10 protein-coding genes are annotated in these 18654 nt (G+C 70.1%); 6 read left to right on the top strand and 4 right to left on the bottom strand.

Annotated features, from left to right (window positions below; genetic code table 11):
• Window position 1: 1 nt before the first annotated feature.
• Window positions 2-1573 carry a GTPase Era gene (era, locus tag QHF84_RS36655; protein WP_281318181.1) on the bottom strand — a complete coding sequence of 524 codons (1572 nt, stop codon included), beginning with the start codon at window positions 1571-1573 and terminating at the stop codon, window positions 2-4.
• A gap of 189 nt (window positions 1574-1762) precedes the next feature.
• On the opposite strand from era, the gene QHF84_RS36650 reads away from it, so the two are divergent.
• Window positions 1763-4357: a glycosyltransferase family 39 protein gene (locus tag QHF84_RS36650; protein WP_281318180.1), complete on the top strand. Its 2595-nt coding sequence runs from the start codon at window positions 1763-1765 to the stop codon at window positions 4355-4357.
• A gap of 60 nt (window positions 4358-4417) precedes the next feature.
• Window positions 4418-4900, top strand: a complete 483-nt coding sequence (locus tag QHF84_RS36645) for a TIGR02266 family protein (protein WP_281318179.1) — start codon at window positions 4418-4420, stop codon at window positions 4898-4900.
• Window positions 4901-5254: 354 nt separating this feature from the next.
• Here the strand turns inward: QHF84_RS36645 and QHF84_RS36640 are convergent, their stop codons facing one another.
• From QHF84_RS36640 to QHF84_RS36630, 3 genes are read right to left on the bottom strand one after another with little or no spacing between them, the layout of a single operon-like run.
• Window positions 5255-7027, bottom strand: a complete 1773-nt coding sequence (locus QHF84_RS36640; protein ID WP_281318178.1) for a hypothetical protein — start codon at window positions 7025-7027, stop codon at window positions 5255-5257.
• Window positions 7028-7080: 53 nt separating this feature from the next.
• A complete protein-coding gene (locus QHF84_RS36635) occupies window positions 7081-8136 on the bottom strand; it encodes a tetratricopeptide repeat protein (RefSeq protein WP_281318177.1) in 1056 nt (351 codons plus the stop codon).
• Between the two features lie 20 nt (window positions 8137-8156).
• Window positions 8157-8783, bottom strand: coding sequence for an RNA polymerase sigma factor (locus tag QHF84_RS36630; RefSeq protein ID WP_272425093.1), 627 nt, complete (start codon window positions 8781-8783; stop codon window positions 8157-8159).
• Window positions 8784-9209: 426 nt separating this feature from the next.
• Between QHF84_RS36630 and QHF84_RS36625 the strand changes: the two genes are divergently transcribed.
• Genes QHF84_RS36625 through QHF84_RS36610 form a run of 4 tightly spaced genes read left to right on the top strand, consistent with a single transcriptional unit; the run spans window position 9210 to window position 18610 of the window.
• Window positions 9210-10139, top strand: coding sequence for a hypothetical protein (locus tag QHF84_RS36625; RefSeq protein WP_281318176.1), 930 nt, complete (start codon window positions 9210-9212; stop codon window positions 10137-10139).
• Between the two features lie 22 nt (window positions 10140-10161).
• The gene (locus QHF84_RS36620; protein ID WP_281318175.1) at window positions 10162-12570 is read left to right on the top strand and encodes a tetratricopeptide repeat protein; all 2409 of its coding nucleotides are present in this window, start codon (window positions 10162-10164) and stop codon (window positions 12568-12570) included.
• A 2-nt stretch (window positions 12571-12572) separates the two neighbouring features.
• Window positions 12573-16964: a hypothetical protein gene (locus QHF84_RS36615; RefSeq protein ID WP_281318174.1), complete on the top strand. Its 4392-nt coding sequence runs from the start codon at window positions 12573-12575 to the stop codon at window positions 16962-16964.
• Complete coding sequence (locus QHF84_RS36610; RefSeq protein ID WP_281318173.1) at window positions 16961-18610, top strand: tetratricopeptide repeat protein; 1650 nt, start codon at window positions 16961-16963, stop codon at window positions 18608-18610. The genes QHF84_RS36615 and QHF84_RS36610 overlap by 4 nt, the downstream gene beginning before the upstream one ends.
• The last annotated feature ends 44 nt before the right edge of the window (window positions 18611-18654 follow it).

The raw sequence follows: 18654 nt of genomic DNA, 5'->3' as shown, positions 1-18654 counted from the left end.
GTCATTCCTCCTCGTCCTCGTCGGGCGTGCCCTCGTCGTCGCCGTCGTCGTCGAGGTCCTCCTCGTCCTGGTCTTCGTCCTCTTCGACGTCGTCGTCGAGGTCCTCGCCGTCTTCGTCGGCTTCGTCGCCGGCTTCGTCGTCGGCCTCGTCCGCTTCGGCGTCACGCTCGGCGACGATCACGTACTCGGCCGCGCCCGCCCCGCCGTCGCGCGCCTTGCCGTAACCGAGCTCCTCGAGGCGCGGCAGAGACTCGCGCCAGTCCGGCGTCACGCGCACCCAGAGGCGCAGGACGACCTTGCCGCCGACGAGCTCCTCGATGCGCTCGCGCGCGGCGATGCCGATGCGCTTCATCATCGCGCCGGCCGCGCCGATGAGGATCCGCTTCTGGCCCTGCCGCTCGACGTGGATCGTGGCGTCGATCTGAACCGCCTGCCCCGGCGCCCGCGGCTCGGTGTACCGGTCGATCGTGACGGCCGTGGCGTGCGGCACCTCGTCCTGCGTGGCGCGGAGGATCTGCTCGCGCACGTACTCCGCCGCGAAGTACCGCGCGGGTTTGTCCGTCACGTCGTCGACGCCGTACCGGAACGGACCCTCGGGCAAGAAGCGCGCGATCTCGTCGAGCACGCGCGTGATGCCGTCCTCGCGTTGCGCCGAGATCGGCACGATCGCGTCGAAGTTCCGCACCTTCCCGTACGCCTCGAGCAGCGGCAGCATGTGCCGTTTGTCCCGGAGCAGATCGACCTTGTTCACGACGAGCAGCGCGGGCCGATCCGGCGCGAGATCCGCGAGCAGGACGAGATCGCCGGGGTGCGGCAGGAGCGGCCGAGGCTCGATGGGCGTGCCGTCTTCCTTGCGCTTCACGGGGCGGGGCGAGACGTCCGTCACGAAGACGACGACGTCGGCGCGGCGCGCCGCATCGCGTGCGGCCTCGTTCATCACGCGGCCGAGCTGCGTGCGCGGGCGGTGCAGGCCGGGCGTGTCGAGCAGCGCGATCTCCGCGGAACCGTGGTGCACCACGCCGAGCAGCGCGTCGCGCGTGGTCTGCGGCGTCTTCGACACGATCGAGAGCGGCTGCTGGAGCGCCGCGTTGAGCAGCGTGGATTTGCCGACGTTCGGCCGGCCGATGAGCGCGACCGTGCCGCTGCGCGAAGGCCCGCTCGCCTCGGGCGCCGGGCGAGGCTCGGGGCGCGGACGTGGCGCCGTCCTCGGGCGACGCCCCTCGCCCGTGCCGCCGCGTGGTCCGCGCGTGAGATCGTCCGTCGTCGCAGGCCTCCCGCCGCGCGTCTCCGGTCGTGCCCCCTTGCCGCCGCGCGCAGGAGGCGCCCCCTTCTTCGCGGGTCCCTTCCCGCGCGCCGCGCCGGGCCCTCGCCCTTCCTCTGCGCGTGGTTTTCCCTTCGCGCCGCGTGTCTCTTCGCCCGGCCGACCTCCGCCGCGACCGCGCTCGGGCCTCGGCCCGCGCGCCTCCTTTCGCGGGGACGCGCCGGCTCGTTCGTCGTCGGACGGCCTTTCGCGCGCGGGTTCGGGCTTCCGGCCAGGGCGCTCGGCGCGGGGTTCGGGTCTTCGGCTCTTCACAGCGCGGCGCGATAGCAGACAGCGCGGGAGGCCTCAAACGGCTTCTCACGTTATCCGCGCTCGGGGTCTGCGCCCGGACAAGCCGAGCCATGGCCCCGAACCCCCCGCGCCGGGGGGCTCGTCCGCCGCAGCCGCGCCTGCCCCGCAAACGCCTTTGGCTACCGGCCCGAGCAGCGGTAGAAGCCCCCCATGGAAGCCGTCCCCGAGAGCGCCCAAGGCGGTACGACCCGCGAGGCTCTGCCGAACCCTGCGAGCGCCCGCGCGCCTTCCCTCGCCGCGTGGTCTCGCCCGTTCGCCCTCGCGGTCGCTGCCCTCGTGCTGTTCTCGACCCTCGGCAAGAGCGGGATCTGGGATCCGTACGAGCTCGATGCAGCCGATCTCTCGCGCCGCATCGCGATCCACGTCTTCCACGCGGACAAGCTCGCGCTCCCCGACGCCGTCAACAAGATGCCCACGCTGAGCGATCTGCGCATGGGTGAGCTGCCGTTCACCTCGATGGCGCTCGGCTTCCGGCTCTTCGGGCTCGCGGACTGGACGGGAAGGTTGCCGCTCGCGATCTGGGCGTTCGTCGGCGTCGTCGCGCTGCACGAGCTGCTCGCGCGCCTCTCGGGAAAACGGGCCGCGCTCTACGGCGCCGTCGCGCTCGCCACGACGCCGCTCTACTTCATGCAAGCGCGCACGATGCTCGGCGACATCGTCACGATGTCCTCGCTCTCGATCGCGTTCGCCGGTCTCGTGGGCGCGCTCTTCGATCGCGCGCGCCGGTCGAAGGACGGCGCGGAGGTCGAGGTCCCGGGCACGCGCACGTGGATCGTGAAGGGCGTGTGGCTCCTCGTCGGCGTCGTCGGCCTCGCGGCCGGCTACATGTCGCGTGGGCTTTTGATCGGCGTGGCGGTGCCCGCGCTCGCCGCGGGGCTCGCCTGGCTCGTGCTCGAGCTCGGAGGTTTGTCCGCGGGGCGCACCTCCGTCGAGCACGCGATCGGCGCGCTTTCGCTCCTCTTCGGGCTCTTTGCCCTGGGCGTCGGGATCGCGCTCCTGATGCGCACCTCGCCCGACGCGCCGCTGCCGCGCGCGCTCGCGGTCGCGCTCAGCAAGAAGTCGAGCGTGGATGCGACGTTCGATCGGACGATCCGGCACCTCGGTCACGCGCTCTTCCCGTGGAGCGCGTTCCTGCCGTTCGCCCTCGGCAGGTTGTTCCGCGCGCCCGTGGAGCTCGACGTGCCGACCCGCAGGCGCGAGGTGGGCCTGCGGGTCGCGCTGCTCGTCGGCGCCGCCGTCGCGTACGCCGTCTACGCGGCTCTCACGCCGCACGTCGTGTTCCTCCCGTGGAGCGGCGTCGCGCTGCTCGCGGGCGTCGTGGGGCTCGCCGTCGCCGACTTCGACCGCGGCGCGCCTCCGTCGCGCGCCCTCGCGCTCGGCGTCGCGCTGCTCGCGTTCGTGCTCTACCGCGACATGGTGCTCGAGCCCGGCCGCATGTTCAGTGCGTTCGAGGTCGATAAACCCGCGTTCCCGAAGAGCTTCGAGCATGACGCGACCACGCTGATGCGCGTCTCCGCCGCGGCCTTCGCGGCGCTCGTGGCGATCGCGTGGTTCGAGGGGCGCGCGGACAAACCCGGCTCGATCGACGCGTGGGCCGCGGGCCTCGCCGACGACTACCGCAACGTGGTCCGTGAGCTCACCACGGTCTGGAACGGCAACCTCTTCTTCGCCGCGGTCGTCGTGGAGGCCGCGCTCGTCGGTCTCGGCGCGATGCTCTTCCTCGGCACGCGGCTCGGCTGGGTGTCCGTGCAGCGGCTGCCGCGCAACTTCATCGACGCCGGCTTGAACCTCTGGTGGGCGGCGCCGCTCGTCCTCGCGATCGCGCCGATCTCTCTCGCGACCATCCGCGACGGCTTCCGCGCCGCCCTCGGCCTCACGCGCCTTCCGCGCGGCGCGGGTGTGCTGCTCGCCGCGCTCGCGGCGGGCGCAGTGCTCTCGTTCGGCTACTACCCCGCGCTCGCCGCGCAGCTCTCGCCGAAGGAGGTCTTCGACGCCTACGGGCGCCTCCAGAAGCCCGGCGAGCCGCTCGGCCTGCTCGGCGTGCGCGCCCGCTCGATCGCCTACTACCACCACGGCGGCGAGGTCGCGCAGTGGAACGATCCCTTCGAGGCGTTCAGGTGGCTCACCGAGGGCACGGATCGCCGCTGGCTCATCGTCCGCGCCGAGGAACTCCCGCGCCTCAACTCGCTCCACCGCAAGGAGAAGGGCTCGAACCTGCCCGTGCTCGACGCGCGTTCGAGCCAGATCCTGCTCGTGTCGAGTGATCTCGGGGGCCAGCGCAACGAAAACCCCCTCGGCGCGCTGGTCATGGACGAGCCGCCCCCGCCCACGCTCCACGTCGTCGACGCCGCATTCGAGGATCAACTCGACGTGCTCGGCTGGGAGGTCCGCGACGGCGCCGGCCAGGTCGTGGACAGCGTGGTCCCGCAGCGCAAGTACCACATGCGCTTCTATTACCGGGTCGTGAAGCCCATCACCGGCACCTGGAAGGCCTTCCTGCACATCGACGGCTACCAGCGCCGATACAACGGCGATCACACCGCACTCGACGGCAAATATGCGATGAACCTGTGGCAGCCGAACGACATCGTCGTGGACGATTACGTGTTCGAGCTCGAACCAAACTTCACGCCAGGCGACTACACCGTCTATTTCGGCTTCTTCTCCGGAGACACGCGTTTCCGGGTGGCGCGTGGCCCGAACCACGAGAACCGCGTCATCGGCGGAGCGCTCCGCGTGCGTTGATCGAAGCACCCTGCCGGATCCCTTGGCGCCCGTGTGGAAAGCGGCTACGCGGGAGGTTCGATGGGTGAGCGTCACGGGAGCGATCCGGAGCGCGAAGCGGTCGACGAACCCGCCACGGCGGACAAACCTCCGTCGTCGACCCGCGAAGACGAGGCACCGCCCCCGAGCCGCCCAAGCTGGTTCGAGCGGCGTTCCTCGGAGAGATTCGACGTGACGTGGTCGGTGGATTGCGAGACAGAGGACACGTTCCTCTACGCCGCGATCACGAACATCTCGGAGCTCGGCATCTTCGTGCACACGACGGATCCCTTGCCCGTCGGCACGAGCCTCACACTCCGGTTCACCCCGCCAAACAGCGGAGACTCGTTCGTGCTCGAAGGAACGGTGCAGTGGATCAACGCGGTCCGCCCGCTCCACGACAACCCGAACCCCGGCATGGGCGTGCGCTTCGTGCACATCACGGCCGCCGAGCGCGAGCGCCTCGTCGAGACGATCCGCACGATCGCGTACCTGCGCGAGGGCGCAGGACCGCCGTCGAACTGAGGGGCTCATCCGGGAGCGTGGAGCCGGGGCGCTGCCCCGGGCCCCGCGGGGGCTATCCGCCCCTCGACCCGGACCAGGGCAAGCCCTGGACCTCAGGTGGAAAAACTGCGCACCGCGCAGTTTTTCCAGCAGGTCGGTGGCAAGACCTTGGAGGTCGGTTTCGAGCTTGAACCGTCAGCGCTGCGGTCTTGGCTGGCAACGTCGTCGCCTGTCTTGACCAGGCCCGTTCGATGAACTGCGCATCGCGCAGTTCATCGACCCCGAGTCCAGCGCTTGCGCTGGTCCGGGTGCAGGGGCGGACAGCCCCTGCTGGGGTCTGGGGCAAAGCCCCAGCGAAGCGCCTGTGAGGGAGTCCTACAGCCCGATCGGGAGTGGGAAGCGGCGCACGTACACGCCGAAGTGGCTGGGGCTGTCGTCCTGCCAGCCGATGGCGACGAAGCCTGCGCCTCCGATCGCCACTGCGGGGCCCTTGCGGGAGCCGGTCGTGCCCTCGGGATCGGGGATGTTTGCGACGAATGCGTCGTTCTGGCCTGTGACGCTGTTGTAGCCGAAGCCTGATGTGCCTCCGATGAAGCGCGCGCCGATCGTGCCGCGCTCGTCCTCCCAGACGACCGTGAAGAAGCCGAGACCTGCGGCCACTTTGGGGTTCTGTTGCAGGCCGGCAGCCGTGGTGTTCACGGCCTTCTGATCCTCGGTGCCGGGGACGCGGCTGCCGTCTGCGTTGTAGCGCTGGAAGAAGATGTCGCCGCCTGCGTGCCAGACGATGATGAACTTTCCGTCGGGCAGCATTGCGACATCGGGCTGGTCTTGCAGACCCATCGTCGCGTCGTTCACGAGCTTCGGCGTGCCGACTTCGCCGTTTGGCTTGACGGCCACCATGACGATCCCGTCGCCGTCGCCGTCGCCCGCGCCTTGGTAGACGACCACCCAGCCGTCCTTGTTGCCTGCGACGCGTGGCGCCGAGCCGTTCGTGGCGATCGGGATCTCGCCCATCGCCGGCTCGAGATCTCCCGTCTTCTTCCAGATGCGACCGAAGACGCCGGTGCCGCGGTTCCATACGACGAGCGCGGCGTCTTCGGGCCCGCCTGCGACGTCGGGACGGATCTGCACGTCGCCGACCTGCGTGCTGATCTTGAGCGGAGGCGTGTCCGCGCAGCCCCACTCGTTCTGGGCGTTCAGGTAGATGTGGTAGTTGTTCGTCGCTTCCTGATCACTCGCGTACACGATCGCCACGTGGTTCAGGCCGACGGGTGCGAGCGAAGGATCACGCTGAACGAGCGGGGGTCCTGACGCGGGCAGGGTGGTGCAGCGCGCGGGGAGCTGGATCTGCTGCGAGAGCGGGTAGGGCTTTTCGATCGGGTAGAGATCTGCGGCGAGGAAGCGCATCAGGATGTCGCCGCCGCCGCTGCCCGTGGTGCTCATGTATGCGGTGCGCAGCGCGTTTTTCGTCGCGTCGATGCCCGGGCAAAACTCCATCGCGAGGTGCGTCTTCGTGCCTGGCCCGTCGTTGTCGAGCGCAGGTGGCACGGTGTTCTTCACGGAGAGCAGGATCTCCTGCGCCGTGCAGTCGCACCGACAAACCGCGTCCGGCGCGATGCCGCCGCATGTCTCGGCGGGGCTGCCGTCGCAGGCCAATGCCTTCTCGGGGCCGAGGTCGCACTGCTCGCCGGTGCCGACCGCGCCGTCGTTGCAGCACGCGGGCGGCGTGTACCGCTGCACCTTGATCGTCACCTCGAGCGGGTCTTGATCGACCTTCTCCAGCGCGCAGCCCTCGGCGAGCACGCCTGCACTGCCCTCGGCCGTGACGGCGAAGATCTTCTCGGCTCCGTCGCGATCGAGCTCGATGTCTTTGCACCACGTGACGCCCTCGCCGCAGCCGCTCTTCTGAAGCTCGAACGTCTGCACGGCGTCGCCCGTGGGCGCGTTCTCGACGCGGCCCGTCGCGGGCGTGCACGTTGCGTTGCCCTTGTCGAAGACGCGGAGCGTGACGCTCGTCGCCGTGTCGAGGAGCCCCTGGGGCGCCATCATGACGAGGCCCACGTTGGCGGGTGTCTCGGCGCAAGCGCCCACGGCAACGGCCACGGGCAGGGCAGGAACGAGGCCCAAGAAAAGGCGTGATCGGCGCATACGCCGAGTCTAGCGGGTCGCGGCCCCGTTTCGGGAGGCCGTTGATGGCCTGGTCAGAAGCCGGCGTTGCTTGGGGCGGGCTGGTAGGAGCGTTTCGGCGCGGCGGTCACGTTGCGGCCCGGGCCACCCCCCGGCGCGGCCTTGTCCGCGTTCACCTCGTCTTCCAGGGGCGCGGCCGCTGCGGGCTTGCCGGCGGGCGCGCCTGCGACCGTCGAGGTCGCGGCCGGAGGCGCGGCCGGAGCCGGCGCGGCGGCGCGGTTTGCCATGACGCCGCCCCCGGCGTTGTTCGTCTGCGCCGCGGGCTCGCTCTCCTTCAGCGCTTCCTCGGCGCGCGCCTTGTACCCATCGCTCTTTTTGAGCGCGGAATAGAGCTCTCTTGCGCGATCCGTGTTGCCGAGGCTGCGCTGGCACTGCGCCGCTTCCCACATCGCGTCGGCGGCTTGCGGCGTGCCCGGGTAACGCGCGCCGACGTCGTCGTACAGGCGGAGCGCCGCATCGCAGCCAGAGCCGTCGCGCGTGGCTCGCGCCTCGGCGAGCGCCTTCCCCGCGCCGTCCGCGTCCTTCGTCGCGACCTTGTCCGCCGCGTCGTCCTTGCCCTTCTTCCCGCTCTCTGCGGCCTCGGCGGCGGCAGGCATGGGCGCCGCGGCCATGGGCGGGGGCTCTGTCGGAGCGGCCGCTTGCGAGAGATCTCCCTCGTCCGGCGCGGGAACGCCGCGCTCCGTCACGCGCACCGGCGTGATCCCGACCGTCCCGGGTTTGGCGCGGAGCAAGAGCAGGCTCGATCCAATCACCAGGAAAAACAGCGCGGCCATCGCGAGCTGCGGCCGCATCGCGTGGCTGCCGGCCCAGGCCAGGGCGCGCAGCGCTTTGCGGTGCCAGGGCGTCGTGCGTTGCGCGTCCGTCACGGCGGCGAGGATGCGATCTTCGAGGCCGGGGCTCGGCTCCTCGAGCGGCAGCATCGCGACCTCGCGCGTCGCGCGGAGCCCGTTCCAGGCCTCGCCGCAGCGCGCGCAGGACTCCACGTGTCGGCGGAGCGCCGCGTACGTGAGCTCGTCGAGCTCCTCGTACAGCGCATCCATCACGACCTGGTCGAACTTCTGGCAATCCATGGGAGCACCTTGCCCGGCGGTTATCGCAGGGCTCGAGCGTAGTCCTCGTACTCGGCGAGCGCTTCCTGCAAGCGCTCGAGGGCGTATCGCATCCTGCTCTTGACGGTATTTTCCGGCACCCCGGTGATCTCGGCGATGTCCTTGAACGGCACGTTGCCGATCTCCCGCAAAAGAAAGACCTCGCGTTGCTCGGGGGGCAACCGCTCGACGGCGTGGGTGATCCGATGCCCGAGCTCGGCGCCGATCGCGACCCGCTCGACCGAGGCCGTCGGGTGCGCGTCGGCCGTGCGCTCGGCGAGCGTCGGGCCCTCCTCGCCGCTTCCCGTGCTCGTGGCCTGATCCAGCGACGGATGCCGCCGTAGTGCGGCCTTCCGCAGGTGGTCGATGCAGACGTTCCGGGCGATGGCGTAGGCCCACGTGGAGAAGCGGGCCTCGTGCTTGAAGTCGGCCGCGTTCTGCACGATTTTGACGAACACGTCCTGCACGAGATCCTCGGCGATCTGGGGCGCGCGGACCTGGCGAAGGATGAAGTTGTAGACGTTCGTCTTGTGCCTGCGGACGAGACCGGCGAACGCCGCTCGGTCACCACCCTGGAACCGCATCATCAGGACCTCGTCGGTCACCTCCTCGCGCGAGATGCTCGCCATCGTCACCTCCTCGTTCCTCGCGCGTCCGCGGACGCGGGCGAAAGGGGGCCGTGGCGACGATCGAGCTGGGGTTTGGGGCGAAGGGCGCCCTCAGGCGACCCGAAGCCCCAAGCGTCGAACTGCTCCATGGGACGCGCGACGGGGCCCGAAGTTCTGATCGGAGGGGGTCGTCGCTGCACGACGCCACCTTACCGGATCGGGACACGGGCGGAGCCGCGAAGTTTGGGTGGAAGGGCCCCTCGGAAAGACCTCGCGCCGGGGCGGATACGGAGCGCCAGCAAATTCACGCCACGTCACGTCCCGGTGACGCGCGGGGTCCTCGGTTGCATCGGCGCGCTCCCGGAACGTACACTTGGCGAAGGCCGGCAAGCATGGCCGGGCGACAGCGCGTCCTCCCGCCTTCCTTCGACGATGGGGTTGGTCTTCATGCGATTGCTCCCGAAGACGCTCGCCGTGACCTTCGCGGCAACCTGGCTGACCGTGGCGCCTGCGTTCGCCCAGGCCCCGACGGCGCCACCGCCGGCCCCAGGCCTCGGCGCGCTCCAGGCCGTTCCGCCCGGCCAAACCCCGCTCCCCGCAGCGCCGACGCAGCCCGGCACGCAGCCGCCGCCGGTGCAGCAACCGCCGATGCAGCCCGCGCCGATGCAACCCGGCATGCAACCTCAGCCGCAGCCCGGTCTTCAGCCGCAGCCGCCGATGCAACCCGGCATGCAACCCGCGCCTCCCACGGGCATGCCCGGCGCGCAGCCCGCCCCCGGCGCGCAGCAGCCCGCGCCCGGCATGGACGGACAGACGTACGCGGTGCGCCTGCGGGATCTCGAGCAACGCATCGACGAGCTGAAGGAGCAGATCCGCCGCAGCCACACGCGGCTCTCGTTGCTCAGCGACACGATCCTGTCGAGCGGCGGCGCCGGATCGCGCGCGAACCTCAAGTACACGAACGAGCTCTCGGGCGCCTTCAAGATCACGCGCCTGCTCGTCGTCCTCGACGGCGCCGTCCAGTACAACAAGACCGATCAGACGGGCGCGATCGCGGAGGCCGGCGAGATCCCGATCTTCAACGGCTCGATCCCACCCGGTGATCACACCGTGCAGGTCCTCGTGAACCTGCAGGGCAACGGCTACGGCGTCTTCTCGTACATGCGCGGCTACCGGCTCGAGGTCCGCTCGAACCACTCGTTCACCGCGCTCGAAGGCAAGACGATGACGCTGCAGATCGTGTCGTTCGAGAAGGGCGGCGTGACCACGCCGATCGAGGAACGCCCCGCGGTGCGGTTCGTCGAGAAGGTCACGCAAGGGCTCTCGGATCCGAACGCCCCTGCGGGCGCGCCGGCGCCGCAGGGCGTCGCCAAGTGATCGATCTCCGGAAGGCGCACGCATGAACGGCACACGCGGTTTCCGCACGCGGAAGGCGCTCCTCGCGGGCATCGTCGCGGCCTTCGCGGCCCTCGCGCCGAGCCTCGCCCACGCGCTCGACGCCGAGCAGGCGATCACCACGGCCTCGCAGCAGGTCACGATCGCGACGAACGGCCTGCGGGCGATCGAGGACGCGATCCAGAAGTCGAAGGGCCGCGAGCGCACGCCTGCGCAGCGCATCGCCGACGCGGTGCTCCTCGTGGGCTCGAAGGACTGGGATCGCGCGGCGACGCTGCTAAACGAGATCATCGAGAAGTACCCCGAGCACCCGACCGCGTACCCCGACGCGCTCTCGCTCCTCGGCGAGACGTACTTCCAGTCGCGTCAGTACCTCTCGGCGCGGCGCATCTACTTCAAGATCACCGATCGCGCGCAGGAGCCGCGCTTCTTGTCCTACCAGGGCAAGGCGCTCGAGCGGCTCGTCGACATCGCGATGCGCACGAAGGACTACCGGCATCTCGACGACGTCTTCGCCGCGATGACCCGCCTGCCGCCGGCTGCGGTGACGAGCGGGATCTCGTACGCGCGGGGCAAGGGCCTCGTCGTGAAGAAGGACTGGGCGGGCGCGAAGGCGGCGCTCGCGTCGGTCGATCCGAAGAGCGAGTACGCGCATCAGGCGGGATATCTGCTCGGCGTCGTGGCCGTGAAGGAGGCGACGCCGCCGCCGGTCCCGCTCGCCGAGGGCGAGGTGCCGCCGCGCGCGCCGCGGAGCCGCTACGTCGCGGCGATCGATCAGTTCCGCAAGGTCACGCAGCTCCCGCCGGACTCGAACGATCACGAGCGGGTGATCGACATGGCGTGGCTCGCGATCGGGCGGCTCTTCTACGAGTCGGATCAGTGGGCGCAGGCCGTGGAGGCGTACAACCACATCGACCGATCCTCGCCGGAGTTCGGGACGATGCTGTACGAGCTCGGCTGGGTGTACGTGCGTCTCGGCGACGTCGAGCGCGCGCAGCGGGCCCTCGAGGTCCTCTCCGTCGCGGATCCGAACAGCCAGAACATCGCGGACGGCTCGCTCCTCCGCGCCGATCTCATGCTCCGCGCGGGCCAGTTCGAAAAATCGCTCAAGGTCTACGAGGGCGTCCGCGCGAACTACGATCCGATGCGCGCGCGGGTCGACGCGTTCCTCGGCGCGACCAGCGATCCGGCCGTCTACTACGACAAGCTGAGCCAGGAGCAGCTCGACGTCCTCGATTCGAGCTCGGGCCTGCCCACGCTGGCGATCCAGTGGGCGCGCGAGGCGGAGGACGGCCCGGCCGCGTTCGCCGTGATCGAGGGCATCGCGCAGTGCCGTGAGCTCATTCAGCAGTCGAACGATCTCATCGAGAAGCTGAACGCGGTCGTCGCCTCGACGAACCGCGTCCGCGCCTTCCCCGAGCTCAAGGCGGGCGAGGAGAAGGCGCTCGGGCTCATCAACCGCGTGGGCCTCGCGCGGCTCGCGATCGGGCAGGGCATGGACGAGGTCGAGTCCTCGGCGCTCTCGGGTGAGATCGGGCAGGTGCGCGCGCGCCGCCGCTCGCTGGAGAAGCGGCTCGGGGTGATCCCGGTCAACGACTCGGATTTCCAGGAGCGCGAGGGGCAGGCGCTCAAGCAATGGAATGGCGCGTCGCAGTCGATCCAGCGCATGACGCTCGAGGTGGACTCGCTCCAGGCGCAGGTGAACGGGCTTCGGCGCATGCTGCGCGAGGCGCCGCAGGCGGGCGTCGTGCGGGATCCGGCGGCGGTCGCGCGGTTCGAGCAGGAGCTCGCCGTGCACGAGCGGGATCTCGCGGCGTACCGCAAGCACATCGCGGATCTGCGCAAGCTCGTGGGCGCGGGCAAGATGCAGGTCGGCTTCGGCGATCAGCGCTTCATCGAGGACGCGCAGGTGCGACAGGCGTACCGCGAGGCGATCCTGCGCGAGGTGCAGCTCGCGATGGCAGGGCAGGGGGGCGCGTCGCTCGCGGCTTATGCGAAGCGCGTCGCGCCGATCTTGCAGAAGGGTGACGAGACGGACGCGAAGGTGTTCGCGGCGCTGAGTGATCTCGAGCGCGAGGTCGCGCGGAGGACGACGGATGTGCGGGCGATCCTGGCGCGCGAGACGGCCGCGGTGGTGGGATACGAGGTGGAGCTCGAGCGGCTCGACAAGGAGGCGCGCGGCGTCGTGGGCGAGGTGGCCATGCGGAACTTCGGCCTCGTGCGCGACAGGCTGCGGAGCATCGTCTTGCGCGCGGACGTGGGCATCACCGAGGAGGCGTGGGAGGTGCGCGAGGAGCAGATGACGCGCGTGCGCAGCCTGCGCGTCGAGCGAGCGCGCGAGGAGAAGCTCTTGCGGGAGGAGCTCGACGAGGTCCTCGACGACAGCGGCGCGCCCGAGACGGAGGGCAAATGAGCGTGCTTCGTCGTTCCTCGTCGCGGTCGGGTCGCGGCGCGTCGTCGATCCTCGCGCTCCTCGTGGCGACTTGCGTCGCAGGCAGCGCCGCGTCGCAGCCGCAGCCGTTTCCTCCGACGTCTGCGCCCGCCGCGCCGCCGACAACTCCGCCGACGTCCGCGCCGACGGCGCCCACCGCCGCGGTGCCCACGGCGCCTACGGGCACGACGCCGACGGCTCCATCGAGTGCAGCGCCACCGACCTCCGCGCCTCCGACGTCCGCCCCTCCAGCGACGTCCGCGAGCGCGCCGCCCATCCCGCCGCCCACGCCCGCGTTCAAGCCGCGCGTGCAGGCGCCACCGCCGCCGCCTCCCACGCCCGAGCAGGTCGCGGTGCTCGCGGAGCTGGAGAAAGAGGCCGCGGCCTACGAGCAGGCCGCGCGCGACTACCGCTCCTCGATCACGCGGATCATCCAGCAGCACTACGAAGAGCGAAGGCGCCGCGTCATCGCCGCCCTCGATCGCGAGATCGACGTCGAGCAGAGGGATCTGAAGACGGCGCGCGAGGAGGCGATCCGCCGCCTCGAAAAGTTCGTCGAGACGTACAGCGGCCGGAACGCGCACCCCGAGAGCACGCCCACGGCCATGTTCCGCCTCGCGGCGCTTTACGAGGAGCGTGCGCGTGAGGACACGGACCTCGCCGACGATCTCGCCGTCGGCCTCCGGCCCGCGATCGCGCTCTACAAGCGCATCATCCGCGAGTTCCCGCAGTACAAGGAGCTCGCCGGCGTCTACTACTACCTCGGCCACGCGCTGAACGATTCGGCGCGGATCTTCGAGGCGCAGCAGGTCTTCCGGTCGCTCGTTTGCCACGACCGTTACCCGTACCCCGTTCCTACGGATCCGAAGGATCCGACGCGCGACACGGTCGGCAAGCTCCCGCAGGATCACGATCGCGACTACTGGCTCGGCTGGGAGGCGCGGCATCCGATCCCCATCGGCGAGGCCGCGAAACGCAAGGCTGCGCAGCCCCCGCCGAAGAAGACGAACGGCAAGGGGAAGGGCAAAGCGAAGGAGCCCGAGCCCGAGCCGGAGGCGCCGGCGATCGAGGACGAGCTCGTCTTCGTCAACCCGTACCCCGATGCTTGCAAGCCGATCCCGCAGAAGGTCGCGGAGGGCGCGGAGCCGCGGTACCTCGCCGAGGTCTGGTGGCTCATCGGCGACTACCACTTCAACGAGATCGATCCCGGCGGCGGTCCCTTCAGCTTGAACCGCGCCGAGATCGCGTACACGCGATCGCTCCAGTACAAGAAGCCGCCCGTCTACGGCGTCGCGATGTACAAGCTCGCCTGGACGTACTTCAAGCAGCTCCGCTACGAGACGAGCGTGCGGCAGTTCGTCGAGCTGCTCAAGTACACCGACGAACAGGAAAAACTCACGGGTGATCCGGGCACGGATTTCCGCGGCGAGTCGTACACGTACATCGCCGGCGCGCTCACGTTCCTCGACTTCACGGGGCCCGCCGCGGACGAGCCCTTCGTCCCGCGCAGCGACATCCTCGACCTCGAGCAGGACCCGCGGATCCGCGAGCAGAAGATGCGCGTCGCGATCGAGCGCGTGCAGAACGCGTCGTTGATCCCGCAGGATCGCAAGTGGACCGTGGAGATCTACAAAGCGCTCGCGGCCGAGTTCAAGGAGCTGAACCAGTACCGCAACACGATCGAGGTCTCGGAGCTCATCCTCAAGAAGTGGCCGATGCACCGCGACGCGCCGGTCATGCAGGCGCAGATCGCGGACATCTACGACACGCTCACGGGGCAGTCGCGCGAGGGCACGGCCGAGCGCGCGGAGAACGCGGCGAAGGCCCTCGACGCGCGCACGAAGCTCGCGAACTACGTCGGCAAGACGCCGTGGGTCGAGGCGAACAAGGACGACATCGAGGCCATCCAGACCGCCGAGCGCCTCGTGCGCGGCGGCCTCAGGCGCGCCGCGGCCGATCACACGAACGCGGGCAGCGCGCTCGTGAACGCGGCGATCCAGAGCGGCGAGCAGGAGACGCGCACCAAGCTCTTCGAACGCGCGCTCTCCGAGTACCGCATGGCCGCGCTCGGCTGGCAGGGCGTCCTGCAGGAGGACGAGAACGCGCCCGACGCTTACGACAGCCGCTACTGGCTCGCCGACGCGAACCACATGGTCGTGGTGATCCAGGTGGCGATGGATCGCTCGCCGACGGCCGACGAGGTCGAGACGGCGAGGCGCACCGCCGTCGACGTCCGCGACTCGAACGAGGACGACAAGCACCTGCAGCCCGCGGCGTTCATGGTCGTCGACACCGCGTACCAGGCGCTGCTCGACCAGTACAAGCTCTACAAGCGCACGGGCGGGCAAGAGGGGATCGAGCAACGCACGGGCCTCAAGATCGTCACGGAGAACGACAAGCAGAAGGTCGTCACCGAGGAGCTGCCGAAGGTCGTCAAGGACGCGGTCGCGGCGCGTGACGAGTACATCCAGCGCGTGCCTCCGGCGAGTGATCTCTCGACGCGGGATCCGCAGACGAACCAGGACCAGAAGAACAGCGATCTCTACGCGTACCAATCGGCCGAGTTCTTTTTCCTCTACGGCAACTTCCCCGAGGCGCGCCGCAGGCTCGAGCCGATCTACGCCGAGCAGTGCGGCAAGACGCCGTTCGGCTACCTCGCCTGGGAAAAGCTCACGACGATGGCGAACCTCGAGAACGACGTGCCGCGCTCACGCGCGCTCGCCGAGGCCGCGATGACGAAGAGCTGCGCCGTGAGCGAGGAGCAGAAGCTCAAGGAGACGGGCATCGCCCAGCCCACGATCTCGCGCGGCTACTACGTCGACGCCGCGGCGAAGTTCGAGAAGGCCGAGAAGATGCCCGACGGCCCGGAGCGCGTCGCGGCGTGGCGTGAGGCAGCGGCGCTCTACCGCGTCGCGCTGGAAAAGGCGCCGGCGCGGGACGAGGCGCCCGAGGCCGCGATGAACGGCGCGTACTGCTACAAGCAGGTCGGCGACTACGACCAGGCCATCGACATGTACTCGCTCTTCATCAAGGAGTACGGGAGCGAGGCGAACCTCTCGAAGCTGGAGAAGGGCGACGATGCCGCGAAGCCGCCGAAGCCCGCCGATCCGAAGCGCTACGCCGAGCGCGTGAAGTACCTGAAGCAGGCCTACGACGCGCTCAGCGCGGCGTACGTGCTCTTCTTCAACTACCGCGCCGCCGCCGAGACGTACGACACGATCTCGCGCAACGCCCGCTTCGAAAAGCCCGCGCGGCGAGAGGCGGCCCGGAGCGCGGTGCTCCTCTACGCGAACGTGGGCGAGCGCGATCGCGTGATCGCCTCGCGGAATGCGTTCCTGAACCTCGAGGCGCCCGTCGAGCAGAAGGCCGAGATCGACTACATCGTCGCGTCGGCCGACCTCAAGGCGTGGGACGAGAAGGGGCTCGACGAGGGCGCGAACAAGGCCGCGCGCGTCAAGGCCATGGACGCGATGGAGGGTTACTACGAGATGAACCGCCTGACGCCGGCGGCCACGCCGTTCCTCGTCCAGGCGGCCTACCACGCGGCGAAGATGCGCAAGGCGGCCGGTGATCCGAAGGCGTTCGAGTGGTGCCGCAACACCATCTCCGCGTTCGACAAGTTCAAGTCGTTCGCCGCCGTCGACGGCAAGAAGGCGCTCGGCACGATGCAGGCCGACATGGCCGCCGAGTGCGCGTACGGCGTCATCAACGACCGGCTGCGGCAGTCGTGGGATTACGACGCCGGCCACCATCGCTACGCCGGCGTCATCGACAAGGTCGTCAAGACGTACTCCGACGACCTCAAGAAGGCGGGCGACACGCACTTCAACGATCTGCAGTCGGTGATCAAGACGTACGAGTCGCGCGCCTTGTCCGTCGCGGCCTTCGCGCGGCAGGGCTCGCTCTACGACTCGTGCCGCACGGGCCTCTACAACACGCGACCGCCGGGGCTCAAGCTCTACACGGACCGCGAGGAGAAGCTCCTCAAGCTCGCGGAGACGAGCGATCGCGAGGACCTGCAGGAGACCGCGGACGCCATCCGCCAGAAGCGCCGCGAGCAGTGGCGCGAGGCGCGCGAGCGGCTCCTCAACGACGCCGACCGCGCCATGATCAAGTTCTACGTGCAAGCCGTGGTCTACGCGCGGGCGTGGAACGTGCGAAACCCCGAGGTCGACCACGCGATCCAGAGGCTCGCGTTCTTCACGGACATCCTCGGCGACGCGAAGATCCGCGACATGAGCCAGGGGATCATCGATCCCGAGACGGGGCAGCCGTTCCAGTACCAGGACGGCATGTTCCTCCGCACGCGGCCCGGCATGGCGCCCGCGCTCCAGCCCGACGGCTTGCCCGCGCCGCTCCCGGTGACGTTGCCATGAAGCGTTCGCCTCGTCTGGTTTTCGCGGCTCTCGCATGCGCGCTCGTGCCGCTCCTCGCGGTGGCGTGCGAAGAGACGACCTCGCAGCAGAAGCCGCAGACGCCGCCGCAACCCTCGGCCGCGTATCCGTATGGCTCGAACGGGATGAACCCGTGGGGCCAGCAGATGGGCCAGCCCCCGCCGATGGTGGGCATGAGCCCCACGCCGAGCCTCACGCCGAGCGCGCCGCCGACGCTCTCGGCCGCGCCGCCGCCGCCCCCGCCCGCGCCGCTCCCGCCGGCCGCGGCGGGGCCTTACCAGCAAGGCATGGCCGCGTTTGCTGCGGGGGATCTCAACGCGGCGAAAGGCCTCTTCCAGCAGACCATCCAGGCCGATGCGCGGGCGCACCACGCGCACTACTCGCTCGGCGCCGTGCAGGAGCGCCTGCGCGAGCCCGAGGCCGCGGCGAGCTACCAGAAGGCCCTCTCCATCACGCCCGACTACGAGCCCGCGATCATCGCCTACGCGATGCTGCTCGCGCGGAAGGGCAACCTCGCGGAGGCCGAACGTCTGCTCACGGAGAAGCGCGCGATCATGCCGCGCTCCGCGGCGGTCACGGCCACGCTCGCCGAGGTGAAGAGCCTGCAGAAGGACACCGGCTCGGCGCAGCGCCTCGCGCAGGAAGCGCTCAAGATCAACCCGGACTACCGGCCCGCGATGGTCGTGATCGCCCGCGACCACTACCGCAACCGCAGGCTCGATCTCGCGCTTTACGCGCTGCAGGCGATCCTCGACGGCTTCGGCACGGACAACCCTCCGCGCGACAAGGAGAACCCCGAGGCGCTGCTCCTGCGTGGGCTCATCCTGCGCGAACAATCCCAGCGCGCGGGCGCGATGGACAACTTCCGCCGCGCCGTGCAACGCAGGCCCGATCTCGTCGAGGCGCGCGTGCAACTCGCCGCGATGCTGCTCGAAGCGGGCAACGGCCAGGAGGCGCTCCCGCTGCTCGAAGGCGCGGTCCGCTACGATGGCGACAACCTCCCCGCGCACCTCGCGCTCGGCGACACGTATCGCTTGCTCGGCCGTTACGGCGACGCGAAGCGCGAGTTCGAGTGGGTGCTCGCGCGTGACGCGTCGATGCCGCAGGTCCACTACGACCTCGGACTGCTTTACCTCTTCGCGCCGAGCGTCCCGGGCATGTCGGCGAAGCAGCAGGTCGCCGAGGCGATCGTCGAGCTGAAGAAGTACCAAGAGCTCCGGCGCAAAGGAGAGCGCGACGACTCCGAGGAGCTCCTCCAGCGCGCGAAGCTCAAGGAGGGCGAGCTCGCCGCCGCGGCCGCTGCGGCTGCCGAGGCGCCCGCGCCCGTGGCTTCGCTCCCGAGCGCGCCGACCGACGCCGATGCAGGCGCCCCGGACGCCGCCGCGCCTCCGTCGAACACGGCGCCTGCGAACTCCGCGGCCCCGCCGCCTACGAACTCCGCGGCCCCTCCGCCTGCGAACTCCGCGGCTCCTCCGCCTGCGAACTCAGCGGCCCCGCCGCCTGCGCCTGCGCCTTCGGACAGCAGCTCCGCCGCGCCCGCGCCGCCGCCTGCGCCGCCGCCCGCACCGGCGCCCACGCCGACGAGCACCATCGTCGCGCCCTTCTCCACGCCGCCTCCGGGCTTCTAGGCAGATGGACGGCGCACGCCAGACGAGGCATCTTGTGGAACGGA

The sequence above is a fragment of the Polyangium sp. y55x31 genome, from assembly GCF_029946505.1.
Lineage (GTDB): Bacteria > Myxococcota_A > Polyangia > Polyangiales > Polyangiaceae > Polyangium.
Note: the sequence above shows the minus strand (reverse complement) of the source record. Positions and strands in the feature narration are given on the sequence as shown.